The organism is uncultured Bradyrhizobium sp. (assembly GCF_936928535.1).
GTDB lineage: Bacteria > Pseudomonadota > Alphaproteobacteria > Rhizobiales > Xanthobacteraceae > Bradyrhizobium.
Genome location: NZ_CAKZHY010000097.1, coordinates 45730 through 70711, shown reverse-complemented (window position 1 = coordinate 70711; position 24982 = coordinate 45730). Strand labels below are relative to the sequence as shown.

The following is a 24982-nucleotide window of genomic DNA, read 5'->3' as shown; positions in this document are numbered from 1 at the left end:
AAACGACGGTCACTCCACCAGCAGCACGTCCACGGCGACGCCGAGCTTCTGCTTCGGCGAGCCGACGATGATACCGTCGACCGGGGACACATCGGAGAAGTCGCGGCCCATCGCCAGCACGATGTGATCGTTGGCGACCAGGAGATCGTTGGTCGGATCGAAATCAATCCAGCCGAGCTCTGCCCCGCACCAGAGCGATACCCAGGCATGGGTTGCGTCCGCACCTTGCAAGCGCGCCTGGCCCAGCGGCGGAATGGTGCGCAAGTAACCGCTGACATAGGCGGCAGGCAGGCCGAGCCCGCGCAGGCCGGCGATCATGACGTGAGCAAAATCCTGGCAGACGCCATGGCGCTTGTCGAACACCTCGTCGAGCGGCGTCGAGATCGCGGTGGCCTTGGGGTCGTAACGAAACTCGGCGCGGATGCGGTGCATGAGATCAACCGCGCCGGCGAGGATACCGGTCTCGGGCCTGAAGCTCTCGGCGGCATAGGCGCTGACGGGACGCAGCACAGGCACCAGCGGGCTTGCAAAGACGTAGCCGACCGGCGAGGACGGCCCGAGGCTCGTGGCCTCGAAGGCAACGTCGCGGATGCTCTCCCAGGACGGACTCGCGGCATCGCGCGCCGGCGGCTTGCGATCGACTGAAACACGCGAGCGCGAGTCGATGCGCAAATTGCGGTGCGCGGCCTCGATCACGATGCTCTCGGTCAGCGTGCCGAAGAAGTCGCGGCGGACGTTCCGCTCGGACGGGCGCGGGCGGATCTCGACCTTGTGCGAGATCAGCTCCTGACCATGACCGCTGTTCGGCTCGAGCCGCAATGTGCAGCGGGCGAAGCTGACCGGGCTCTCATATTCGTAGGTGGTAACGTGCCGGATGTCGTAGATCACGCCAGCCCCGTCAACTTTTCCGGCCGGCTCGCATTCGGACCGTGCGGGAAGTAGTGCAGCCCGATCGCCTCGGCGAGGCCGAGCAGATCCTGTTCCAGCGTAAACAGCGCCTTGACCTCGAGCTTCTCAGCCTCCGCGGTCGCCAGCATCGCCTGCACCGCCACCGCAAGCCGCTGCGGCTTTTCGATCAGGCCGTGCTCCTTCAGGGTTGGCAACGCCGCGATATGCTCGTTCAAGGTCGCGACCTGGAACGCGACCGAACGCGGATTGTAGCTGTCGAGCACCGCGAGGTCGCGCACCGGCGCCAGGATCGGGGCCAGCAGATAGCGCGAGCGGTAGGTGATCTGGGAATCCACCAGCGTCAGCAGGATGTCGAGATCCTCGTCGCCGGCCTCGTCATAGGCGAACTGCCGCGCAAAGCGCGTGGTGTTGATGGCGCGCTCGGTGCGGCGTCCGATATCGAGGAAGCGCCAGCCGGCGGCGCGGTTCATGTTCTCCTGCGCAAGCCCTGCGAAGCTCGCGAGCTCCTGCAGGGTCAGCTCGGCTGCGCTCAGCACGCTGTCGTCGTCCTCGACCTCGTAGGAGAGACGGTCAGCCATCTCAGTGATGACCTGCCAGGCATCGGGCGACAGCCGTTCGCGCAAGGAGGTGGCCGTGCGCAGCGCCGAGCGCACCAGCGACAGCGCCGAGCCGAAACGCGCCTCGCTTTGCAAGGCTTCGGCGACGATGCGCCCCGGTGCCGCGCGCGAGGTCTGCGAGATCGCCCCCCAGGTCACCAGCAGGCGCTGGATCCGTTCGGCCGATTGCAGCGAGGCCGCGGTGCCCTTGTTGGGCCCGCTCGGCGAGCCCAGCGCGCGCACCAGCCGCAGCGTCGCTTCGGCGCGTTCGAGATAGCGGCCGAGCCAGAACAGATTGTCGGCGGCGCGGCTCGGCAGCACGCCGGCAATGCGGCGGATGCGCACCTTGTCGGTTGCCGGCAGCAGAGATGCGGTCGCGACCTTCTTCTCGGAGACAACCCAGACGTCGGCGGCACGGGCACCATCGCCCATCGACACCGCGCGCGCGTCCGCCTGCTCGGCGATGCGGCAGAAGCCGCCGGGCATGATGGCCCAGCCATCGGGCGTTGCGGCCGCAAACACGCGCAGCACGAAGGGCCGCGGGGTCAACTGGCCCTGCTCCCACACCGGCATGGTGGAGAGGCGCACCACCTCTTGGCCGACATAATCCATGCCGCGCGCGCCGATGGCATCGATCAGGCGCTGACGCCCCGCCGCATTGAGCTCACTCGCCAGCACCGGGCCGTTACTGTCGAAGCCCGGCACGCCGCGCCTGTAAGCACCTTCGATCGCGACCTCGTCGAGCCGTGACAACACCTCGTCGCACGCCGATTTCTGGCCGCACCACCAGGTCGCGATATGCGGCATCTTCAGCTCTTCGCCGAGCAGGCGGCGGCTCAGCGCCGGCAGGAAGCCGAGCAGCGCCCGCGCCTCAAGGACGCCCGAGCCCGGCATGTTGGCGACGACGACGCCGTCCTTGCGCAGCACGTCGATCAGGCCGGGCACGCCGAGATGCGAGGAGGCATCGAGCTCGAGTGGATCGAGCGAATTGGAATCGACGCGGCGCAACAGCACGTCGAGCCGCTTCAGCCCAGCAACAGTGCGGATGTGGATGCGATTGTCGCTGACGGCGAGATCGTCGCCCTCGACCAGGAGGAAACCGAGATAGCGCGCCAAGGTCGCGTGCTCGAAATAGGTCTCGCTGAAACTGCCCGGCGTCAGCACGCCGATGCGCGGCTCGTCGCGATCGGCCCGCGCGCGAAGACTGTCGCGAAACGCCTCGAAGAACGGCGCGACGCGCGGCACGTTCATCGACTTGTAGAGATCGGAGAAGGCGCGCGAGAGCACCAGGCGGTTCTCCAGCGCATAGCCCGCGCCCGACGGCGCCTGCGTGCGATCGCCAAGCACCCACCAGCGGCCGTCGGGGCCGCGGCCGACATCGGCGGCATAGAGCGAGAGGTAGCGGCCGCCCGGCGGCGGTACGCCGCAGACGGGGCGGAGATATTCGGGACTGCCGGCGATCGCGCCGGCAGGCAGCGCGCCCTCCGCAACCAGCTTGCCCTCACCATAGATGTCGCGCAGCACGAGCTCCAGGAGCTCGGCGCGCTGGGTGATGCCGGCGCAGAGCTGCTTCCAGTCGGCTTCATCGATCAAGAGCGGCAGATGGCTCAGCATCCAAGGCCGGTCGGCGCTGTCGCCGGGGGCGCGGTAGGTGACGCCGGCCTCGCGCAGGTGACGGTCGGCCATGCCGAAGCGCCGCTCGACCTCGTCGGGCGCGAGCGCGCCGAAGGCGTCGAAGAAGCGGCTCCAGACCGGGCGCGGAGCACCGTCGGCGCCTAAGAATTCGTCGGGGATGCCAGGCAGGCGGCGATAGTCGCGGACCCATTGCGCAAGGCGGCGCTGGCCTTCGCGCTGTCCTTGCGCCTTACCTGTCCTGTCGCCTTCGGCTGCGCCCTCGCCCATGCGCCTCTCCCTGCCCCACCATCATACTCATTGCAGGAGCGGGGTCCGCAAGTCGAGGGTCAGCGGGAATTCATTTGTGCGTTCCTCGGGCGGCGGCAGCATCGGCCCCGGCGTATGACCGTGGTCCTGGAAGCGCGCCAGCCGCCGCGCCTCGGCCTCGTAGGTGTTGACAGGCTTGGTCTCGTAGTTACGGCCGCCGGGATGGGCGACGTGATAGACGCAACCGCCCAGCGAGCGGCCGTTCCAGCTGTCGATCAGGTCAAACGTCAGCGGCGCATGGACCGGGATGGTCGGGTGCAGGCCGGAGGCCGGTTGCCAGGCCTTGAAGCGAACGCCGGCCACGGCTTCGGCCGAGCGGCCGGTCGAGGTCATCGGCAGGCGACGACCATTGCAGGTAATGATGTGACGGCCTTCGACGAACCCCTCGGCCTTGACCTGAAGCCGTTCGACGGACGAATCGACATAGCGCACGGTGCCGCCGGCCGAGCCCTCCTCGCCCAGGACGTGCCAGGGCTCCAGCGCCTGCCTCAGCTCCATCGTCACGCCGCCGTGGTGAACGCGGCCGAAGGCGGGGAAGCGGAATTCGAGCTGAGCCAGATACCATTCCGGCTCGAACGCATAGCCGGAGCTTTTCAGCTCGGAGAGCACGTCCTGAAAATCTTCCCAGATGAAATGCGGCAGCATGAAGCGATCATGCAGCGCCGTGCCCCACCGCACGAACTTGCCTTGTTGCGGCTCGCGCCAGAACTTTGCGATCAGCGCGCGGATCAAGAGCTGCTGCGCCAGCGACATCCGCGGATCCGGCGGCATTTCGAGCGCGCGGAATTCGACGAGGCCGAGACGCCCCGTGGGACCGTCGGGCGAATAGAGCTTGTCGATACAGATCTCGGAGCGATGGGTGTTGCCGGTGATGTCGACGAGCTGGTGCCGGAACAGCCGGTCGACCAGCCACAGCGGCACCTGGTAGCCCGGCGGCGGCACCTGCGCGAGCGCGATCTCGAGCTCGTAGATGCTGTCGTGGCGGGCTTCGTCGATGCGGGGCGCCTGGCTGGTCGGGCCGATGAACAGGCCGGAGAAGAAGTAGGACAGCGACGGATGCCGCTGCCAGTAGAGCACGAGGCTCTTCAGGAGATCAGGCCGGCGCAGAAACGGCGAATCCTGCGGTGAGGAGCCGCCGATCACGACGTGGTTGCCACCACCAGTGCCGGTGTGGCGGCCATCGAGCAGAAATCGGTTAGCGCCGAGACGGACCTTGCCGGCGTCCTCATAAAGACCCGAGGTAATCTCGACCGCATCGCGCCAGCTCTGCGCCGGCTGGATGTTGACCTCGATGACGCCTGGGTCCGGCGTCACCTTGATGACCTCGATGCGCGGATCGAATGGCGGCGGATAACCCTCGACATGGACCTGGAGCTTCATCTCCTCGGCCGTGGCTTCGAGCGCCGCGATCATTTCGAGATAATCCTCGATGCGCTCGACCGGCGGCATGAACGCGCAGATGACGCCGTCGCGGACCTCGATCGACAGCGCGGTCCGGACGGGGACAGACATGTTGAGTTGCTCGGGCGCGATCCGCGGTGGCGGCGATTCCGGGCGCGCGGGGAGGCTGAACACCGGCAGCTTGCCGCGGGCCTCCATCGGATCCCGCTCGATGATGTAAGGATATTGATTGGGCGGGACATAGCCGAGCGAGTCAAGCGGCAGGCGCAGACCCAGCGGCGAATCCCCAGGCATCAGGAACAGATGACCGCGCCGGAGTTGCCAGCGCTCGCTGCGCCAGCGCGGCGGCGCGTTCCAGCGCTGCACCGGCAACACGAAGCCGCGCGGCGCGCGGAGGCCCTGATTGAACACCCGCGCCATCCGCGCGCGTGCCTCGGGATCGGACAATTTGGAGTCGGACGGGTCGACGTTGACAGGAAGCTCGGCTTCCTTCTTGAGCCAGTAGACCGTGTCCTCATAGGCCGGAATGATGTAGCCGGGATCGAGCCCGAGCCGCACGGCCGTGCCCTCCATGAAATCCTCGGCGTCTTCGGTGTGGGCGCGCCTGGGATTCTCGATCTTTGCAATGAGGTCGGCGTTCTTCCAGATCGGCATGCCGTCCTTGCGCCAGTAGAGGCCGAACGCCCAGCGCGGCAGGCTTTCGCCCGGATACCATTTGCCCTGGCCGTAATGCAAAAGGCCGCCCGGCGCGAAGCGATTGCGCAGGCGGCGGATCAGGTCGTCGCCGAGCGCGCGCTTGGTCGGGCCGACGGCTTCCGTATTCCACTCCGCCGCTTCGAGATCATCGACCGAGACGAAGGTCGGCTCGCCGCCCATGGTGAGGCGCACGTCTTGCGCGGCGAGGTCGCCGTCGACCTGCTCGCCGAGATCGTTGAGCCGCCCCCAGGATTCGTCCGAGAACGGCTTTGTGATGCGCGGCGCCTCGCGGATCCGCTTCACGCTCATGTCGAAGGCGAACTCGACCTCGGCGAAACCTGCGCCGCCCGAGATCGGCGCGGCCGAGCGATAATGCGGCGTGGCGGCGACCGGGATGTGCCCCTCGCCTGCGAGCATGCCTGACGTCGCGTCGAACCCGATCCATCCCGCGCCCGGCAGATAGACCTCGGCCCAGGCGTGCAAATCCGTGAAGTCGTTCTCGACCTCGGGCGGCCCTTCGATCGGATCGATGTCGGGGCGGATCTGGATCAGATAGCCGGAGACGAAACGCGCGGCGAGGCCGAGATGACGGAAGGTCTGGATCAGGAGCCAGGCGGAGTCGCGGCAAGAGCCGGCGCAGGAGGTCAGCGTCTCCTCCGGCGTCTGCACGCCGGGCTCCATGCGGATGATGTAGCTGATCTTCTTCTGGAGCTCGCGATTGAGATCGACCAGGTAATTGACGGTGTTCGGCGCCTCGCGCGGGAGCGAGGCCAGATATTTCGCGAAGGCCGGATCGGGCTTGATGGTCTCGAGATAGGGCGCGAGCTCGGTCTTCAAGTCCTTAGGATATTCGAACGGAAAGCTGTCGGCGTAAGGCTCGACGAAGAAGTCGAACGGATTGACCGTGGTCATCTGCGCCGTGAAGTCGACCTCGAATTTCAGTTCGGTCGTCTTCTCCGGAAAGACATAGCGGGCAAGCCAGTTGCCCTGCGGGTCCTGCTGCCAGTTCACGAAGTGATTGGATGGCGTGACCTTGAGCGAATAGCTCAGGATTGGCGTGCGCGTATGCGGCGCCGGCCGCAGGCGAATAGTCTGCGGTCCCAGATCGATCGGGCGGTCGTATTTGTAGTGCGTGACGTGGTGTAATGCGACGTAGATCGACACGGGGTGCGGTGCTCCAGCAGCTTTTTTGAGCAGAACACTGCTGGTGACCTCGATCAAGCATTAACAACGGGCAGTGGGTGCCTACGGCACGGGCGAATGGCGAGTAGCGAATTGCCGAAGGCTTCCCCTCTTCGCTAACCCCTATTCGCCAATCGCCCTCTCACATCGTCGCGCCCAGCACCCAAGGTGCGAACTCGGCGCCGCCGAAATCGAAGCTTTCGCTCTTGGTCGGCTGGCCCGAGGCGGTCTTCAGGATCAGATCGAAGATGCGCTGGCCGCACTCCTGCACGCTCTCCTCGCCTTCGAGGATGGTGCCGCAATTGACGTCCATGTCCTCTTCCATGCGCTTGTACATGGGCGTGTTGGTGGCGAGCTTGATAGAGGGCGCGGGCTTGCAGCCGAACACGCTGCCGCGGCCCGTGGTGAAGCAGACGAGGTTGGCGCCGCCGGCGACCTGCCCCGTGGCCGCGACTGGGTCGTAGCCGGGCGTGTCCATGAAGACAAAACCCTTCTTGGTGACGGGCTCGGCGTAGCGCAGCACCTCGACGAGATTGGTGGTGCCGGCCTTGGCCATCGCGCCGAGCGACTTTTCCAGAATGGTGGTGAGGCCGCCGGCCTTGTTGCCGGGACTCGGATTGGCGTTCATCTCTGCGCCTTCGCGCGTCGTGTATTCGTCCCACCAGCGCATGAGGTCGACCAGCTTCTCGCCGACCTCGCGGCTGACGGCCCGGCGCGTCAGCAGGTGCTCGGCGCCGTAGGTCTCCGGCGTCTCCGACAGGATCACGGTCCCGCCGTGGCGGACGATGAGATCGCTGGCCGCGCCCAAGGCCGGATTGGCCGACACGCCGGAATAGCCATCCGAGCCGCCGCATTGCAGCGCCACGGTCAGCTCGCTCACCGGCACGGACTCGCGCTTCACCTTGTTGGAGTCGGCAAGCGCCTCGCGCACAAAGGCAATGCCGGCTTCCACCGTCTTGCGGGTGCCGCCGACCTCCTGGATGTCCATCGCGCGGAGGCGGCCGGCGAGCTTCTGCTCTTCCATCAGGCCGCCGATCTGGTTCACCTCACAGCCGAGGCCGAGCACGATGACATGGGAGAAATTGACGTGCCGCGCATAGCCGCCGAGGGTGCGGCGGAGCAGCGCAAGCGGCTCGTTCTGCGTCATGCCGCAGCCGGTCTTGTGCGTCAGCGCAACGACACCGTCGACATTGGAAAACTCGGCCAGCGGATTGTCGCCGGTGAAGGGATTCTTCTTGAAGACATCGGCGACGAGGCTTGCGACATGCGCGCTGCAATTCACCGAGGTGAGGATGCCGATATAGTTGCGCGTGGCGACGCGGCCGTCCGGACGGCGGATGCCTTCGAAAGTCGCCGGCAGATCGAAATTCGGCGTCGGCTTGACGTCGGCGCAATAGGCGTAGTCCTTGGCGAAGTCGCCCATGCCGATGTTCTGGACATGTACGTGCTGGCCCGGCGCAATGGCCTGGGTCGCAAAGCCGATGATCTGGCCGTAGCGGACGACAGGTTCGCCCACGGCGATCGGCTTGATCGCAACCTTGTGGCCGGAGGGAATACGTTCGACCGTGGTCACGCCGTCGGCCACCACCGTTCCCGGCGGCAGGCTCGCGCGCGCGATCAGCACGCCATCATCGGGGTGCAGGCGGATGACGGGGCTGATGGTCATGGAAGTCTCCTTAGGTCTCTTACTTCACCTCTCCCCGTTCTTACGGGGAGAGGTCGGATCGCGAAGCGAGCCGGGTGAGGGGCAAGCCGCGCGCTCGATCGTGAGTTTCATTCGTGTTGAGAGAGGCCCCTCACCCTAACCCTCTCCCCGTAAGAACGGGGAGAGGGAAAGGAGAGAAAACTTAGGCCTTGCCGCCGGACTCCTTGCGGGTGGCGTTGACCTGCATCTTGGCATAGGTCGTCATCATGCCGACCTCGTTCGAGAGCGTCACCAGCTTGAAGCCCATGTTGATGGCGCGCGCAGCGCCTTCGGCGCCGCTGCAATGGATGCCGGGGAAGAGCCCACGCTTGTCGCATTCCTTGATGATCTTCTCGTAGATCGCGAGGATCTCGGGCTCGGACCGGTCGAGCTTGGGCTCGAGGCCGTAGGAGAAGCCGAGGTCGGACGGGCCGATATAGACCCCGTTGAGGCCTTCGACGTCGAGGATCGCTTCCATGTTCTCGACCGCAGTCTTCGTCTCCATCATCGGCAACAGCACGATGTCATCGTTGGCCGTCTTCTGGTAGGAGCCGGCCGTGCCGTACATGCCTGCCCGGATCGGGCCGTTGGAGCGGACGCCTTTCGGCGGATACTTCGAGTAAGAAACGAGGTTCCTGGCCTCTTGCGGCGTGTTGACCATCGGGCAGATCACACCATAGGCGCCGCCGTCGAGCACCTTGCCGATGATGCCGGGCTCGTTCCAGGGCACGCGGACCATCGGGGTGACAGGGTGCTTGTCCATGGCCTGGAAGCACTGCACCATCGACAGATAGTCCTGCACGCCGTGCTGCATGTCGACGGTGACGCTGTCGAAGCCGCATTGCGCGATCATCTCAGCCGAGAAGCCGGAGGGAATAGCGAGCCACGCGTTGACCACGGCCTTGCCCGACTTCCAGATTTCCTTGACCTTGTTCGCCACGTTGCCTTCCTTCTTTGTTGTTTGAGCCTTCGTCGCCATGACGACGCGCCGCGACAGCGCGATCCCGCTTCCGGGTGCCGGTGGACGGATCAGCTTGGGCGGCACTTTGAGCCAAAAAACGCAGCAATGTCCATGGTTTCTCGCTGCGTCCAAGCGCATATCTGGGTTCACTCCTCGGCACTTGCCTCGTCGCCGGCACCGAGCCCTGCGAGGCTCTGCTCGAGCTCTCCAAGCATCTCCTGCAACTCGCCAAGCTTGCGCGCGCCGAAGCGCTGCGTGATCTCGGCATAGATCGCCTCCGACGACGGCGCGACCGAGGCCATCAGCTTCACACCGTCTTTCGAGATCGAGACCATGCTGCGGCGCTGGTCCGACTTCGCCGTCCTGCGCTCGATCAGATTGCGCGCCTCGAGATCGCGCAGGATGCGCGACAGGCTTGGCCCCAGGAGAAAGGCGGTGCGCGCGAGTTCCGTGACCTCGGCGGCCTCGATGGCGGCGAGCGCGCGCAGGATGCGCCATTGCTGCTCGGTCAGACCGTGCTCGCGCAGCTTGGGGCGAAATTGCCGCATCACCGCCTCGCGTGCCCGCAGCAGCGACATCGGCAGCGAGCGCGAGAAATCGCGCATCGGCACCTGGCGGGCGGCGGGTGCAGCTGCGTTGGTTGGGTCAGCCGGTCTCTTTGCCATATCGCCCTTTCAAGGCCGCCCGTTCGGACCACAAACGTTTGCAGTGCAGCAAGCCAGAATCTGTTTGACGCATTCACTTAACATGTTAAGTATCTCGGGCACCACTGATACGTAGATCATCCATGGCGCTTTCCAACGACGATATCCAAGCTTGCGCGAGGCGTCTGCACCAGGCGGAGAAGACCCGCGTGCAGATCCGGCAGCTCTCGCAGGATTTCCCCGCGATCACCATCGCCGATGCCTACGCGATTCAGAAGGCGTGGGTCGACATCAAGATCGCCGAGGGACGCATGGTCAAAGGCCACAAGATCGGCCTGACCTCGAAAGCGATGCAGAGCGCGCTCAACATCGACGAGCCGGATTCCGGCGTGCTGCTCGATGACATGTTCTTCGCCGATGGCGGGATCATTCCGCCCGAGCGCTTCATCGCCACGCGCGTCGAGGCCGAGCTCGCCTTTGTCATGAACAAGCGTCTCGAAGGGCCGGATTGCACGCTATTCGACGTGCTCAATGCCACCGACTTCGTCGTGCCGGCGCTGGAGATCCTGGACACACGCATCGAGCGCGTCGATCCCGCGACCAAGGCCACGCGAAAGATCTACGACACCATCGCCGACAACGCGGCGAATGCCGGCATCGTACTCGGCGGACGGCCGATCCGCCCGTTAGATGCGGATTTGCGCTGGATCGGTGCGCTCTGCTTCAGGAACGGCCAGTTGGAAGAGACCGGCCTTGCCGCCGGCGTGCTAAATCATCCCGCAACCGCGGTGGCCTGGCTCGCCAACAAGATCGCGCCGCTGGGACTTGCGCTCGAGCCCGGCCAAATCGTGCTCGCCGGCTCCTTCATCCGTCCGATCGAGACCCGCAAGGGCGACACAATTCAAGCCGATTATGGCGCCTACGGCTCGGTTAGCTGCTACTTCGCTTAAGACAGCAATAAGACGACACAGGGAGTGAAACCGCCATGCCGCATTTCACGATCGAATATTCGGCCAATCTCGATGGCCGCCTCGACATCGGCGCGGTCTGCGAGGTGGTGCGCAAGGCGGCGGTCGAAACCGGTATCTTCCCGCTCGGCGGCATCCGCGTGCGCGCCATCAGGTGCGAGCATTATGCGATCGCCGATAACAGGCACGATTACGGCTTCCTCGACATGGTGCTGCGCATCGGCGAAGGCCGCGACCTCGCGACCCGCCAGAAAGCCGGCGAGCACGTCTTTCAGGCACTCTCGAGACATCTCGATCCCGTCTTCGCCGCCAGCAAATTCGCTTTGTCGTTCGACATGCAGATCAACGACAAGGACACCAGCTGGAAGCGCAACAACATGCACGACGCCCTGAAAGTGGAGGCTGCCCATGGATAAGCCCACGCCGAAAGTCGATGTGTTCCAGGCCAACCGGGACCGCGTCGCGCCGCTGCTGAAAAAGCTCGGCGCCGAGGGCATCGGCCACTTCATCGATGGCAAGATCGTGCCGTCGATCTCGAGCCAGACGTTCGAGACCAAGTCGCCGGTCGATGGGGCGACGCTCGCAAGCGTCGCGCGCGGCAATGCCGAGGACATCGACGCCGCGGCCACCTCCGCCGCCCTCGCCTTCAAGTCCTGGCGCGATATGGGACCGGCGATGCGGAAGAAGCTGCTTCATCGTGTCGCCGACGCGATCGAGGACAATGCCGAAGACATCGCGGTGCTCGAATGCATCGACACCGGCCAAGCCTATCGCTTCATGGCCAAGGCCGCGATCCGCGCCGCCGAGAACTTCCGCTTCTTCGCCGACAAATGCGGGGAGGCACGCGACGGCCTCAACACGCCGAGCGATGAGCACTGGAATATCTCGACCCGCGTGCCGATCGGCCCCGTCGGCGTGATCACGCCGTGGAACACGCCGTTCATGCTCTCGACCTGGAAGATCGCCCCGGCCCTCGCCGCCGGCTGCACCGTCGTGCACAAGCCGGCGGAGTGGTCACCGGTGACTGCTGCCATTCTGGCGCGGCTGGTCAAGGAAGCCGGAGTGCCCGACGGCGTGCTCAACACTGTCCACGGTTTTGGCGAGGAGGCCGGCAAGGCACTGACGGAGCATCCCGCCATCAAGGCGATCGGCTTCGTCGGCGAGAGCGCGACGGGCTCGGCCATCATGGTTCAGGGCGCCCCGACCTTGAAGCGCGTGCATTTCGAGCTCGGCGGCAAAAATCCCGTCGTCGTGTTCGACGATGCCGATCTCGATCGCGCGCTCGATGCCGTCGTGTTCATGATCTACTCGCTCAACGGCGAGCGTTGCACATCGTCGAGCCGGCTGCTCATCCAGGCGAACATCGCCGAAAAATTCGTGGATAAGCTGACCGCGCGCGTGAAGGCGCTGAAGGTCGGCCACCCCCTCGATCCCGCCACCGAGATCGGACCGCTGATCCACGAGCGGCATCTGGCCAAGGTCTGCTCGTACTTCGACGTTGCACGCCAGGACGGCGCGACCATCGCCGTCGGCGGCAAAGCTCACGACGGCCCAGGCGGCGGGCATTATGTCGAGCCGACGCTGGTCACAGGCGCGCATGGCAAGATGCGTGTGGCGCAGGAAGAGGTGTTCGGTCCCTTCCTCACCGTGCTGCCCTTCAAGGACGAGGCGGACGCGATCGCGATCGCCAACGACATCCGCTATGGCCTCACCGGCTATGTCTGGACCAACGATGTGGGTCGCGCACTTCGCGTCGCCGACGCGCTCGAGGCCGGCATGATCTGGCTGAACTCGGAAAACGTGCGCCATCTGCCGACGCCGTTCGGCGGCATGAAGGCGTCAGGAATCGGCCGCGACGGCGGCGATTACTCGTTCGATTTCTACATGGAAACCAAGCACGTCTCGCTGGCGCGGGGCACGCACAAAATTCAGAAGCTGGGAATCTAAAGCCACCGTCGTTCCGGGGCGACGGGACCGCGCAAGCGCTGCCCGGAGAGCCCGGAACCTCGAGATTCCGGGTTCGGCTCTACGAGCCGCGCTGGAATGACAGGACCGAGGGGGAAACGCCAATGCCGGTACCGCAACATATCTTCGAGCCGCCGTTCAACATCATCCGCTCCAGCCACGTCGTGCTCGACGTGACGGACCTGAAGCTGAGCCGCGAGTTCTACGAGACCATTGTCGGCCTGCATGTCGAGGATGCCGACGACAAATTCGTGTATTTGCGCGCGGCCGAAGAACATCAGCATCACTCGCTGGTGCTGCGCAAAGCAGCAGTGCCGGCCTGCGCCAGACTCGGCTTCAAGGTCGGCAATGACGGCGATCTCGACAAGGCCGCAAAGTTTCTCTCCGAGAACGGCCTCGCCTACGTCTTCGCCGATCAGCCGTTCCAGGGCCGCACGCTGCAATTCACCGATCCGTTCGGCTTCCAGATCGAGCTCTGCGCGTCGATGGAGCGGCGCCCGCACCTGCTCCGCCGCTATGACCTCTACCGCGGATGCCACCCGCAGCGGCTCGACCATTTCAACGTGTTCGCGGCCGAAGTGCAGGACACCGTCGACTTCTATGCGCGGCTCGGCTTCCGCCTGACCGAGTACGCCGAGGAAGATGGGCCGAACGGCCGCATCGCGGCGGCCTGGATGCATCGCAAGGGCAACGTGCACGATTTCGCCATCACCAACGGCAAGGGCCCGCGGCTGCATCACTTCGCCTACTGGACACCGACGGCGATGAACATCATCCATCTCTGCGACGTCATGGCCTCGCAGGGCTTTGTGAAGAATATCGAGCGCGGCCCCGGCCGCCACGGCATCTCGAACGCGTTCTTCCTTTACGTGCGCGATCCCGACGGGCATCGTCTCGAGCTCTATACCAGCGATTACTTCACCGGGGATCACGACCATGAACCGCTGCGCTGGTCGCTGCGCGACCCACGCCGCCAGACGCTGTGGGGCGCGCCCGCGCCGCGCTCCTGGTTCGAGCAGGGCTCGCCGTTCTCAGGGCAAGCCGTGCGCGAGCCGAAATTTGTGGCCGACGTGCTGGTGGCGGACTAAATCATGAAAATCCCTCGCCTCGCCACCTACTCCGTCAAGGGTGAAACCCGATACGGCGCCGTCCTGGAGGGCGGCATCGTCGATCTCTCCGCGCGCTATGCCAAAGATTATCCGACGCTGCGAGAGGTTATTGCGGCCGGAAAGCTGGTGAGCCTCGCCGAAGAGGCCGCCGGCCGCACGCCGGTTTATGCACTCGACGAGATCACATGGCTGCCGCCGGTGCCCGCACCGGAAAAGATCATCTGCATCGGCGTGAACTATCCTGATCGCAATGCCGAGTACAAGGACGGCCAGGACGCGCCGAAATATCCGAGCATGTTCATGCGCTCGCCCCGTTCCTTCGTCGGCCATGACACGCCGCTGGTGCGCCCGCGCGCATCCGAGCAGCTCGACTACGAAGGCGAGATCGTGCTGGTGATCGGCAAGCCCGGCCGGCACATCAAGGAGAGTGCTGCGCTCGACCACATCGCGGCGCTGACGCTGTGCAACGAAGGCTCGGTGCGCGACTGGCTGCGCCACGCCAAATTCAACGTCACGCAAGGCAAGAACTTTGATTCCAGCGGAAGCCTCGGACCGTGGCTCGTGCCCTACATCAGGGAAGCGCAGATCGCCGACATCAGGCTGACCACGCATGTCAATGGTGAGCTCAGGCAGGACGACCGCACCAGCCGGCTGATGTTTTCGTTCCGCTACCTCATCAGCTATATCTCGACCTTCGCCACGCTCGTGCCCGGCGACATCATCGTCACGGGCACGCCGACCGGCGCAGGTGCGCGGTTCGATCCGCCGCGCTACCTGAAGCCTGGTGACGTCATCGAGGTCGCGGCCGAAGGCATCGGCACTTTGCGCAACGGCGTCGTCGACGAAGCCTGAACAACAACACGATTGGAATGATGCAATGACCACCCTCACCGGCGGCGAAGCGATCGTAAGCGGGCTCGTCGCCCATGGCGTCGACACCGTGTTCGGCCTGCCGGGCGCGCAGGTCTACGGCCTGTTCGACGCCTTCCACCAGGCCCAGCTCAAGGTGATCGGCGCGCGGCACGAGCAGGCCTGCGGCTACATGGCGTTCGGCTATGCGCGTTCCAGTGGCAAGCCCGGCGTGTTCAGCGTCGTGCCCGGCCCCGGCGTGCTCAACGCCAGCGCGGCGCTGCTCACCGCTTACGGCTGCAACGAGCCGGTGCTGTGCGTCACCGGCCAGGTGCCGACGCAGTTTTTGGGCAAGGGCCGCGGTCATCTGCATGAGATGCCGGACCAGCTCGCGACCTTGCGCAGCTATGTGAAATGGGCTGATCGCATCGAACATCCCGGCAATGCGCCGACCACCGTGGCGCGTGCGTTCCAGGAGATGATCTCGGGACGGCGTGGTCCCGCCTCGGTCGAGATGCCCTGGGACATCTTTACCCAGCGCGCGGATACCGCCGCTGCGCAGGTGCTGGAACCCCTGCCCGCGCCGCCCCCCGATCCCGATGCCATCAAGCAGGCGGCTGCGCTGATCAAGGCCAGCAAGGCGCCGATGATCTTCGTCGGCAGCGGTGCGATCGAGGCACGCGAGGAAATCCTCGAACTCGCCGAGATGATCGATGCGCCCGTCGTCGCTTTCCGCAGCGGCCGCGGCATCGTCTCCAACGCGCATGAGCTCGGCCTCACAATGGCCGCGGCCTACAAGCTATGGGCCAAGACCGATCTGATGATCGGAATCGGCACCCGGCTGGAGCTGCCGACCATGTCGCGCTGGCCGTATCGGCCGGACGGCTTGAAGAGCATCCGCATCGACATCGATCCGGTCGAGATGCGGCGCTTCATCTCGGACGCCGCGATCGTTGCCGATGCCAAGGCAGCGACCGCCGATCTCGCCTCTGCCGTCAGCAGGGCCGGCTACAGCAAGACGACCGGCCGCCGGGCCGCGATCCGCGACGCCAGCGCGAGCGCCCTGGCCGAGATCCAACGCATTCAGCCGCAGATGGCCTATCTCAACATCCTGCGCGAGGTGCTGCCGGCGAACGCGATCGTGACAGATGAATTGTCGCAGTTCGGCTTCGCGTCCTGGTACGGCTTTCCGATCTACGAGCCGCGCACCTTCATCACGTCGGGCTATCAGGGCACGCTCGGCTCGGGCTTCCCGACCGCATTGGGGGCCAAGGTCGCCAACCCCGACAAGCCGGTGGTGGCGATCACCGGCGACGGCGGCTTCATGTTCGGCGTGCAGGAGCTCGCCACCGCCGTGCAGTTCAACATCGGCGTGGTGACGCTGGTGTTCAACAACAACGCCTACGGCAATGTCCGCCGTGATCAGCGCGAACGCTTTGACGGCCGTGTGGTGGCGTCGGACCTGGTCAATCCTGATTTCGTCAAGCTGGCGGAGTCCTTCGGCGTCGCATCTGCGCGCGTGACCGCGCCGGATCAGTTCAAGGCCGCCATGGAGAAGGCGCTCGCGCATGGCGGGCCGTATCTGATCTCGGTGGAGGTGACGCGGGATTCCGAAGCGAGCCCGTGGGCGTTTATTCACCCGCCGAAGCCTTGACGTCGTTCCGGGGCGGCTCGCAGAGCCGAACCCGGAACCTCGAGATTCCGGGTTCGCGCTAACGCGCGCCCCGGAATGACGAGCCCCTCACCGCGTCCGGCGGAACGTCAGATTGATCCGCTTGCGGCCCAGCAGCGCATGCTCGCCGTCGGCGAGCGGCGCGACGCCGTGATAGGCCAGCCTCGACGGCCCGCCCCAAACGACGACGTCACCATGAACGAGCCGATAGCGCCGCGGCTTGTCGCTGCGCGCGAGGCCACCGAACAGGAAGGTCGCGGGCAGCCCGAGCGAGACCGAGACGATCGGCGCTGAATAGTCGAGCTCGTCCTTGTCCTGATGCAGCGACAGCCGCGTCCGGGGCTCGTAGCGGTTGACCAGGCAGGCATCGGGCGCGAAATTTTGAAAGCCGCCCTGCTCCGCCGCACGGCGGGCGAGATCGCGCAGCACCGGCGGCATCGCGGGCCACGGCGCGCCGGTGCGCGGATCGATGGGATCGTAGCGGTAGCCGGTATGATCGGTGATCCAGCCGCGCTCGCCGCAGTTGGTCATCGCGACCGACATCAGATGGCCGCCGGGCGTCGTCATGCGGCGGAAGGGCGATTGCGCGACGATGGCGCGCACCGCTTCGATCAGCTCGTCCTCGATCGACCTGACGAAGCCGCGCAACAGCACGGCGCCGTCGGCGATCTCCTCGCGCGACGGCTGCGCCTCCGCAACGCTGTCGAACAAATCGGCCGTCAATGGCTCCGCTCATTTCGCATCGTGAAAGATCACACCCACCGTATGGCGCTGGCCGGACCTGATCCGGCTGACGCCGTGGCGGAGATTAACGCGGTAGGTGCCGCGTGTCCCCTGCACCGGCCGGTGATGCACAGCGAAGGCAACCGCATCGCCCTGCGCCAGCGGAACCACCTCGGCGCGGGACTGCATGCGCGGGCGCTGTTCCGTCAGCACGAACTCGCCGCCGGTGAAATCGCGCCCCGGTTCGGACAGCAAAATCGCAACCTGAATCGGGAACACGTGCTCGCCATAGAGGTCCTGATGCAGGCAGTTGAAGTCACCGGCTTCGTATTGCAGCAGCAACGGCGTCGGCCGCGCCTGCCCCGCCTCATGGCAGCGCTTGAGGAACGCCGCATGCGCGGCGGGGTAACGGATGTCGATCCCCATCGCCTCGTTCCAGCGGTTGGCGACGCCCTGCAGGCGCCCATAGAGCGCCGGGCGCAGCTCCGCGATCAGGTCGGGCAGCGGGTAAGAGAAGTACTTGTACTCGCCGCGGCCAAAGCCGTGGCGGCCCATGACGATGCGGCTGCGGAAGTGGGCGTCGTGGGGATAGAGCGCGGCGACGGCGCGGCACTGTTCGGGCGTGAGCAAGCCTTTCAAGACGGCGCAGCCCTGGGTGTCGAGCTCGGCGGTGATTTGGGGCCAGTCGAGGGTGTCGACGTGAGTGGTGAGGTCGGCGGGCGGCGTATGGGGCGATTTGCGAGCGATCATTGTCATGACAATCATCTTTGCAGGCCAGCGTTCACCCCCGCCACCCGATTTCCGATGTCTCTCTCCTCGTCATTGCAAGGAGCCCTTGCGACGAAGCAATCCAGACTGGTTCCGCGTAGAGATTCTGGATTGCTTCGCTGCGCTCGCAATGACGTGGAGAGAGCTGTGCCCGACAATGATGAATGAGGGAGATCAGCCCCGCACCGGCAGCGTCACCACGTCGTAGCCGTGCCTGATCGTGCGTTTCAGCACGGGATCCTCCAGCTCGAAGTCGAAGCGGTCGGCGGGGCGAATGCCGCCCTTGGCGGCGAAGGTGCCGCCGAACATGGCGCAGCCGTCGGGGAACTTGCCGCCCTCGAAGCCCCGGGCGATGAGGTCCGCGACCGGCAGCATCGCGTCGAGCGTGCCCTCCTGGTAGAGCACGCGCTCGCCCTTGATCGTCGCGTAGGAGCGCAGGATCATCTTGTCCCAATGGCCGATGACGTCCTCGAGCTCCCACAGCGTGGATGCGATCGGCTTGTCGCACATCTGCTTGGAGACGGTAACGTTATAGGCCTCGACCTTGCGGTCGGTGTGGTCGGAACCGCAGCCGACGAAGATACGGCCCTGCCAGCCGATCAGCACGAACTCGACCTCACCGGACGAGTCCCCGCCGCAGCACTCGATGCCGTCTTGCTGGGTCAGCCGGCGCGCCGAGGCGCGGTAGTAGATCGGCGTCGATGCCGGCGGGGCGATGCCCATCTCCTGCAGCTCTTTGATGTGCTTGTCCCGCGCAACCGGGTCGCGGCCGGTCCAGCCGGCGATGACCATCTGGTCGATCGCCAAGGTCAGCGGCGTCGTGGTGTCCTGGGCGTCGACGGTGAAAGTGAGATCAAACACGGATGACGGCCTCCATGCCGGCAGCAAGTTCAAAGATACGGCGGTCCGATCCGCCCGCCCCTGCAAGCATCAGGCCGACGGGAACCTCGCCCTCGCGATGCGCCGGCAACGAGATAGCGCAGCCGTCGATCATGTTGATCAGCGTGCAATTGCGCAGTGCGCGCAGGTTTTGCGTGGTGAACGCCTTGTCGTCGGCGAGATCCGCGATCTTCGGCGGCGTGTTGGCGGTGGTCGGCAGCACCAGGGCGTCGTAGGGCGCGATGCGGGCGTTGACGCGGGCGATCAGCGAGCGGCGCTCGTTGAGAAGGTCGATATAGTCGGCCGCGCTCTGCGCCTCGCCGCGCATGATGCGGACGGAGACGCGCGGATCGTAGACGTCGCCCTTGGAGGTGATGAGATAGCGATGCCAGGCATAGCTCTCGGACGCCGCAAAGCCACCCTTGGCATTCATCGGGCCGATGTCGTGGAATTCCGCCATCTCGATGCGCTCGATGATGGCGCCGTGATCGGCGAGCGATTTCAGCGCGCGCTCGAAGGTCGAGGCCACTTCTGCGTCGAGATCGTCGAGCGCGATCGTGGTCGGCACGGCGAGCCGCATGCCCTTCACAGGGCGCGGCCTCAGCGGAACGATCGGCTCGTTCGCGAGCACGGCGTCGAGTATGGCACAGCAGCTGACCGATCGCGCCAGGGGACCGATGCTGTCGAGCGAGAACGACAGCGGCACCGAGCCGTCGAGCGGCACGCGGCGCTGTGTCGGCTTGTAGCCGACGATGCCGTTATAGGCCGCCGGAATGCGGCAGGACCCGCCGGTGTCGGTGCCGAGCGCGCCGTGCGCCATGCCGTCGAGCACGGAGACCGCAGCGCCCGAGGACGAGCCGCCGGGCACGTGCCCCTCGGCCCGGTTCCAGGCGCCCTTCGGCGTGCCGTAATGCGGATTGATGCCGATGCCGGAATAGGCGAACTCGGTCATGTTGGTGCGCCCGATCACGACGAAGCCGGCCTTGCGCAGCCGCGCCACCGTGGCCGCGTCCTGCTCGGCCGGCGAGGAATCGTCGAGCGCGCGCGAGCCGGCGCGCGTCACCTGGCCCTTGATGTCGAACAGATCCTTGATCGAAACCGGAATGCCGGCATAGCGCGATGGGGCGGCCTTGACCTTGCGCAGTGCATCCATCGCGTCCGCAGTGACGAGCGCAGCGTCCTTGTCGACATGGATGAAGGTGCGCTGCCCTTCGCCCGCGGGATCGGCGATCCTGGCGATGCACGCCTCGACAAGTTTTCGGGAGGTGGTGCGGCCGCTTTCGAGATCGTCGGCCAATGTGGCGAGGGTCGGGGCGTTCGGCATATCTGGTTCGCCTGCGTGGAGCGCGGCCAACACGCTGCCGCGCTATTTCAATCCAAAATAGGCGCGCCGCAGCGCCTCGTTGTCGGTCATCTCGGCAACCGTGCCGGAAAAGCGAATGCGCCCGCCTTCCAGAACAAATACGCGGGTTGCCACTTCAAGGAAACCGATATTCTGCTCCGCGATCAAAAGCGCGATACCGCGCCCCTGCAGGCCGTTCAGGATGCGGATCACCTCCTTGACGAAGAGCGGCGACAGCCCGGCCGAAGGCTCGTCCATGACGAGAAGCTTCGGCTCGGCCGCGAGCGCCTTGGCGATCCCGAGCATCTTGCGCTGCCCGCCTGACAGGCTGGAGGCGGCGTCGCGGCGCTTGTCGCGCAGGACGGGAAACAGGCCATAGAGCTCGTCGAGGCGCCGGCGGGGGTTGGCATGTCCCAGCGCCTGAGCCCCTACCAGGATGTTTTCTTCGATGGACAGGTCGGGGAACACCGCAAGCTCGGACATGTAGGTCATGCCCAGCTTCATGCGGTCGCTGGAGCGCATATGCGCGATATCCTGCCCCGCTAGCGCAATACTGCCGTGACGGGCCTCGACCAGGCCGACCAGCGATTTCAGGAACGTGGTCTTGCCGGCCCCGTTGGCGCCGAGCAGCAGGACCGTCTCGCCGGGCCTGACGTCGAGATCGACGCCCCAAAGCACCTGCATGGTGCCGTAGCCCGCATCGACGCCTTGCGCCTGGATAAGAGGCATTGCTTCAGGCGGCATGCTCGCCTCCCAAGAACACCTCGATCACCTGCGGTTCCTGCACGGCCGCGGCGAGCTTGCCCTCGAAGATCTCCCGGCCCGCATTGAGGACGATGACGCGGTCGGTGATGTGCTCGATGAAGCCCATCAGATGCTCGACGACGATGATCGACATGCCGCCTGCCGCGAGCTGCTTGATCCGCCCGGCAATCCAGTCGAGCTCGGCGGGATTGAGCCCGGCAGCGAGCTCGTCGAGCAGCAACAGGCGCGGCCGCGTCGCCAGGGCGCGGACCAGGTCCAGCATCTTCTGCTGCGCACTGTTGAGATCGGCTGCCGGCCGATCCGCGACGGCAGCCAAACGATATTCGTCGAGCAGCGCATCGAGCGCCGGTGGCGTTCCCCCGATATGGCCATAGGCCAAGGCGACCCTGACGTTCTCGCGCACGGTCAGCGACATGAACGGCTTCGGCACCTGGAAGGTCCGGTTGATACCGCGATGGACGAGTTTGTGGGACGCAGTGCCGCCAATGGAGACGTCGTCGAACACGACCTCTCCGCCGTCGGGTGCGTAGAGACCCGAAATCACGTTGATGGCCGTGGTCTTGCCCGAACCGTTCGGACCGACCAGCCCCAGCACCTCGCCGGGCGCGGCATGAAAGGTCAAGCCATCCAGCGCCACGAAGCCGCCAAAGCGTTTCACCAGCTTGCGGACGCTGAGAATGGGTTTTGTCTCAGGGGACATGCCAGCCCCTCCGCGTCGCCAGCGAGACCAGTCCCGCCGGGAGGAACAACACCAACCCCATGATGAGAAGACCGTAGATGAGCTGGAAATATTGCGGGGTCGTGAACCCGATCAGATTGTAGACGCCGTACAGGATCAGGACGCCGATGATCGGACCGGAGATGGTCGCAACACCGCCGAACAGCGCGAAGACGATCGCGAAGATGCTGAAATCGCCACTGAAGACGTTGTCGGGATAGAACACGGAGACGTACCAGGCATAGATGCCGCCCGCGAGCCCCGCAACTAGTGCCGACGCCAGCCAGGCCGCGATGCGCATCTTGACGACGTTGACCCCCGCCATCGACGCGCTCACCGCATCCTCGCGAACAGCCTGCAGCGCAAGCCCGAAGCTCGAGTTCTTCAGGAAGACGACACCGCCCACCGTCAACGCCAGCACCGCCAGCGCCGCATAATAGGCGTGCGACGGGTTGAACGTCCCGGTCAGCGACACGCCATACGGCCCCTTGGTGATGCCCTCCAAGGCGGGATTGGCGACCAGATGCAGCACAGCCAGTGACGCGGCGAGATTGGCGATGGCAAAATAGGCGCCCGAGAGCCGCAACAACGGCGTCAGCAGCAGGCCGAGCAGCACGCCGACCAGCCCCGCCGCCAGCACCGCCACGAGCGCCGGCGACTGATAGTGCATCACCAGCACCGCAAAGCCATAGGCACCGGCTCCGAAGAAGCCGACATAGCCGAATGGCAAATAGCCGGTGAAGCCGTAGATGATGTTGACGCCCTGCGCGAGGATCAGGAACGTGACGAAATTGAACAGCAACAGATGGTTTTGATAGACGCCCGGCAGCACCGCAAACACTGCGATCAGCGGCACCAGAATGAACAGCACATGCTTGACGGCATTAGGCAACGCGCACCTGCCTTCCAAGCAGGCCGCTCGGACGTAGCAAGAGGATCAGGATCAGCAGCACATAGGGCAGAAGGTCCGCCCATGAGCTGAGATAGGTCTGCACCAGCATGTAGCAGACACCGTAGACGACGCCGCCGAGAGCGGTGCCGAGCGGATTGCCGAGCGAGCCCAGCACGACGATCGCAAACGACGTTACCGTCGCGTCCGCACCGAAGGCCGGCGTAATCGAGCCGAACATGAACGGGGCGAACACGCCCGCAACCGCGGCGAGACCGAGCCCGATTCCAAAGGCCGCGGCCGAGACGCGATCGACGTCGATGCCCGAGGCCAGCGCTTCGTCGCGTCGCGACATCACGGCCCGGGTCAAGGTGCCGAGCCGGGTGCGATAGAGATAGACGTACACAAGACCGATCGCGACCAGGCTGGTTCCTGCGGCAATCACCCAGGGCGCGGGAAATCCCTGGCCGAGGATGCGGATGGGACCGGCCTCCGGCTTGCCGCCGAACAGCCGGACCTTGATGGTCGAGAAAACCGTGCCGAGCAGCCGGCTCTGGATCGAGCGCTCGCTGGTGCCGGCAAAGATCGTGGTGATGGCTTCGACCACCTGCGACAGGCCGAAGAACAGGATGATCGACAGCATCTCCGGATTTGCGGATCCCTGCAGCCGCGGCACCAGCACCCAATAGAGCAGCGTGCCGACCAGCAGAAACACCACGAAGGCCAGCGGCACCGCAAACAGCGGGTCGATTCCGGCCAGGGTGACGACACCCAGCGCCACGAAGGCGCCGAGCATCATGACGTCGCCATGCGCAAGATTGACGATGCGCATGACGCCGAAGACGAGGTTGAGCCCCACACCGACCAGGCTGAAATACAGCCCGAACAGGACGCCGGCGACCAACGCGTAGGTCAACATCAGCAGCCGACTCCCAGGACTCGCTTCTCAGGGTTTCCTGTCATGGACGCGGATAGACCGGCTTTCCGGTCGCCGTCTCGTGCGGATAGATCGAGATGAACTTGATGTGGCCGTGATCGTTCAGCTCGAGCTGGCCGAGCGGCGTGAGTTCGCCGATCTGGCCGCCCATCTCGTCGAGCGCGAACGTCCCGTCGAGCGTTTGCAGCTGATTGGACAGGCTGAAGGTCGCCTTGCGCAACTCGAGCTGATCAAGGCTGGTCGCGACCGACAGGGTCTTCTCGATCACCAGAGCCGAGGTGTAACCGGCCACCGAGTTGAAGCCGAACTCGACCTTGCCGTCGGGGTATTTCTTGTCCCAGGCCGCCTTGTACTCGTCCATGTTCATCCCGAAGTTCACGGGATATTTCAGCTCCTGCGGCGGAACGTAGGTGAAGACGTGCTCCAGTCCCTTCGCGCCGACGTTCTTCTCGAGCAGCTCTGTCTCCAGACCTGCATAGATCGAAAACAGCATCTTGAAATTGGCGCCGACGTCCTGGACGTTGCGCAGGAAAGCGATGTCGTTCGGCGCATAGCCGAAGTGAATCACCGCGTCCGGGTTGGTGTTGGCGATGTTGTTGATGATGACGGTGTAGTTGGTCGTCTCGGTCGGAACGCCCTGATCGTAGACGATCTCGATTGGCGCGCCCGACTCCTTGACGAACTTTCGGAAAGCGTTGGCCTGCGTGCCCGTGAACTCGTTGGTCGCATAGAGGATCGCGATCTTCTTGATGCCGAGACCGGGTCCATCATGCGAGACGAAATCGGCAACCGGCTTCGGCCAGATGGTCGAGACGGGGTCGGCCATCAGGGCGATGTAGGGATTGTCCTTGGAGAAGAAGCTGGCGCCCGTGCCGGTCTGGTCGAACAGGAACATCTTGTGGTCGCGGGCAATCGCGACCGCAGGCGCGGTCAGCACCGAGCCGGAATCGGCAACTAAAAGGTCGACCTTGTCCTGGGTGATGAGCTGATTGTACAGGGTCGCCGCGGTCGCCGTATTGCTCTGGTCGTCATAGGCGACGAGCTTGATCGGGATCTTCTTGTCGAACGCCTTCACATAGACGCCGCCCTCGGCGTTCTTCTGTTCGACCCACAGCTTCAGTCCATAGTGAACCGGCATCGAGATCGAGGCATAGCGTCCGCTCGACGCGTAGAGCGTGCCGATCTTGATCTCGGCCGGCGCGTCCGCAGCAAGGGCCGGTGCAGCGAAGGTCAGACCTGCAACCAGCGCAACGCCTAGTGATCTCAACATGGAATCCTCCCGATCTCTTCTTGTCTCGGCACTTATGTACCTTGCCGACTTACTGGCACACAAGCACGCCAACCGCAATTGTGCGCATGGTGGAATACATGGCGTGCAGAGCTC

At 65.0% G+C, this 24982-nt stretch carries 21 protein-coding genes; 6 read left to right on the top strand and 15 right to left on the bottom strand.

Features of this window, described 5'->3' with window-relative positions:
• Nucleotides 1-9 precede the first annotated feature (9 nt).
• From Q0687_RS19690 to hpaR, 6 genes are all read right to left on the bottom strand, one after another.
• Nucleotides 10-888: a transglutaminase family protein gene (locus tag Q0687_RS19690; RefSeq protein WP_298880048.1), complete on the bottom strand. Its 879-nt coding sequence runs from the start codon at nucleotides 886-888 to the stop codon at nucleotides 10-12.
• Entirely contained in the window at nucleotides 885-3407 is a 2523-nt protein-coding gene (locus tag Q0687_RS19685; protein WP_298880043.1) for a circularly permuted type 2 ATP-grasp protein, read from the bottom strand. Before Q0687_RS19685 ends, Q0687_RS19690 begins: the two co-directional genes overlap by 4 nt.
• 27 nt (nucleotides 3408-3434) lie before the next feature.
• Nucleotides 3435-6707, bottom strand: coding sequence for a transglutaminase family protein (locus Q0687_RS19680; protein ID WP_298880040.1), 3273 nt, complete (start codon nucleotides 6705-6707; stop codon nucleotides 3435-3437).
• Between the two features lie 160 nt (nucleotides 6708-6867).
• Nucleotides 6868-8391: an altronate dehydratase family protein gene (locus Q0687_RS19675; protein ID WP_298880037.1), complete on the bottom strand. Its 1524-nt coding sequence runs from the start codon at nucleotides 8389-8391 to the stop codon at nucleotides 6868-6870.
• Between the two features lie 181 nt (nucleotides 8392-8572).
• The gene (locus tag Q0687_RS19670) at nucleotides 8573-9349 is read right to left on the bottom strand and encodes an aldolase/citrate lyase family protein (protein WP_298880034.1); all 777 of its coding nucleotides are present in this window, start codon (nucleotides 9347-9349) and stop codon (nucleotides 8573-8575) included.
• Nucleotides 9350-9516: 167 nt separating this feature from the next.
• Nucleotides 9517-10035 carry a homoprotocatechuate degradation operon regulator HpaR gene (gene hpaR, locus Q0687_RS19665; protein ID WP_298880032.1) on the bottom strand — a complete coding sequence of 173 codons (519 nt, stop codon included), beginning with the start codon at nucleotides 10033-10035 and terminating at the stop codon, nucleotides 9517-9519.
• A gap of 122 nt (nucleotides 10036-10157) precedes the next feature.
• Here hpaR and hpaH point away from each other — a divergent pair, with 122 nt between their 5' ends.
• The 6 genes from hpaH to Q0687_RS19635 all read left to right on the top strand — a co-directional run bounded on the left by hpaH (nucleotide 10158) and on the right by Q0687_RS19635 (nucleotide 16559).
• The gene (gene hpaH, locus Q0687_RS19660; protein ID WP_298880030.1) at nucleotides 10158-10964 is read left to right on the top strand and encodes a 2-oxo-hept-4-ene-1,7-dioate hydratase; all 807 of its coding nucleotides are present in this window, start codon (nucleotides 10158-10160) and stop codon (nucleotides 10962-10964) included.
• 35 nt (nucleotides 10965-10999) lie between these two features.
• Nucleotides 11000-11398 carry a 5-carboxymethyl-2-hydroxymuconate Delta-isomerase gene (locus tag Q0687_RS19655; RefSeq protein WP_298880028.1) on the top strand — a complete coding sequence of 133 codons (399 nt, stop codon included), beginning with the start codon at nucleotides 11000-11002 and terminating at the stop codon, nucleotides 11396-11398.
• Nucleotides 11391-12929 carry a 5-carboxymethyl-2-hydroxymuconate semialdehyde dehydrogenase gene (hpaE, locus tag Q0687_RS19650; protein ID WP_298880025.1) on the top strand — a complete coding sequence of 513 codons (1539 nt, stop codon included), beginning with the start codon at nucleotides 11391-11393 and terminating at the stop codon, nucleotides 12927-12929. Before Q0687_RS19655 ends, hpaE begins: the two co-directional genes overlap by 8 nt.
• A gap of 122 nt (nucleotides 12930-13051) precedes the next feature.
• Nucleotides 13052-14035, top strand: coding sequence for a 3,4-dihydroxyphenylacetate 2,3-dioxygenase (gene hpaD / locus Q0687_RS19645; protein ID WP_298880022.1), 984 nt, complete (start codon nucleotides 13052-13054; stop codon nucleotides 14033-14035).
• A gap of 3 nt (nucleotides 14036-14038) precedes the next feature.
• A complete protein-coding gene (locus Q0687_RS19640; RefSeq protein WP_298880020.1) occupies nucleotides 14039-14908 on the top strand; it encodes a fumarylacetoacetate hydrolase family protein in 870 nt (289 codons plus the stop codon).
• A gap of 25 nt (nucleotides 14909-14933) precedes the next feature.
• Complete coding sequence (locus Q0687_RS19635) at nucleotides 14934-16559, top strand: thiamine pyrophosphate-dependent enzyme (protein WP_298880016.1); 1626 nt, start codon at nucleotides 14934-14936, stop codon at nucleotides 16557-16559.
• Between the two features lie 87 nt (nucleotides 16560-16646).
• On the opposite strand, the gene alkB is transcribed toward Q0687_RS19635, so the two are convergent.
• From alkB to Q0687_RS19590, 9 genes are all read right to left on the bottom strand, one after another.
• Nucleotides 16647-17300: a DNA oxidative demethylase AlkB gene (alkB, locus tag Q0687_RS19630; protein WP_298880014.1), complete on the bottom strand. Its 654-nt coding sequence runs from the start codon at nucleotides 17298-17300 to the stop codon at nucleotides 16647-16649.
• A gap of 9 nt (nucleotides 17301-17309) precedes the next feature.
• Nucleotides 17310-18056 carry a 2OG-Fe(II) oxygenase gene (locus Q0687_RS19625; protein ID WP_298880011.1) on the bottom strand — a complete coding sequence of 249 codons (747 nt, stop codon included), beginning with the start codon at nucleotides 18054-18056 and terminating at the stop codon, nucleotides 17310-17312.
• A gap of 186 nt (nucleotides 18057-18242) precedes the next feature.
• Entirely contained in the window at nucleotides 18243-18929 is a 687-nt protein-coding gene (locus tag Q0687_RS19620; protein ID WP_298880009.1) for a DUF2848 domain-containing protein, read from the bottom strand.
• On the bottom strand, nucleotides 18922-20271 hold the full coding sequence (locus tag Q0687_RS19615) for an amidase (RefSeq protein ID WP_298880007.1): 1350 nt from the start codon (nucleotides 20269-20271) through the stop codon (nucleotides 18922-18924). The genes Q0687_RS19620 and Q0687_RS19615 overlap by 8 nt, the downstream gene beginning before the upstream one ends.
• A 42-nt stretch (nucleotides 20272-20313) precedes the next feature.
• A complete protein-coding gene (locus Q0687_RS19610) occupies nucleotides 20314-21033 on the bottom strand; it encodes an ABC transporter ATP-binding protein (RefSeq protein ID WP_298880005.1) in 720 nt (239 codons plus the stop codon).
• On the bottom strand, nucleotides 21023-21754 hold the full coding sequence (locus tag Q0687_RS19605; RefSeq protein ID WP_298880002.1) for an ABC transporter ATP-binding protein: 732 nt from the start codon (nucleotides 21752-21754) through the stop codon (nucleotides 21023-21025). Before Q0687_RS19605 ends, Q0687_RS19610 begins: the two co-directional genes overlap by 11 nt.
• Complete coding sequence (locus tag Q0687_RS19600; RefSeq protein ID WP_298880000.1) at nucleotides 21744-22664, bottom strand: branched-chain amino acid ABC transporter permease; 921 nt, start codon at nucleotides 22662-22664, stop codon at nucleotides 21744-21746. Before Q0687_RS19600 ends, Q0687_RS19605 begins: the two co-directional genes overlap by 11 nt.
• Nucleotides 22657-23580 carry a branched-chain amino acid ABC transporter permease gene (locus Q0687_RS19595; protein WP_298879998.1) on the bottom strand — a complete coding sequence of 308 codons (924 nt, stop codon included), beginning with the start codon at nucleotides 23578-23580 and terminating at the stop codon, nucleotides 22657-22659. The genes Q0687_RS19600 and Q0687_RS19595 overlap by 8 nt, the downstream gene beginning before the upstream one ends.
• A 40-nt stretch (nucleotides 23581-23620) precedes the next feature.
• Nucleotides 23621-24868, bottom strand: coding sequence for an amino acid ABC transporter substrate-binding protein (locus Q0687_RS19590; RefSeq protein ID WP_298879995.1), 1248 nt, complete (start codon nucleotides 24866-24868; stop codon nucleotides 23621-23623).
• Nucleotides 24869-24982 lie beyond the last annotated feature (114 nt).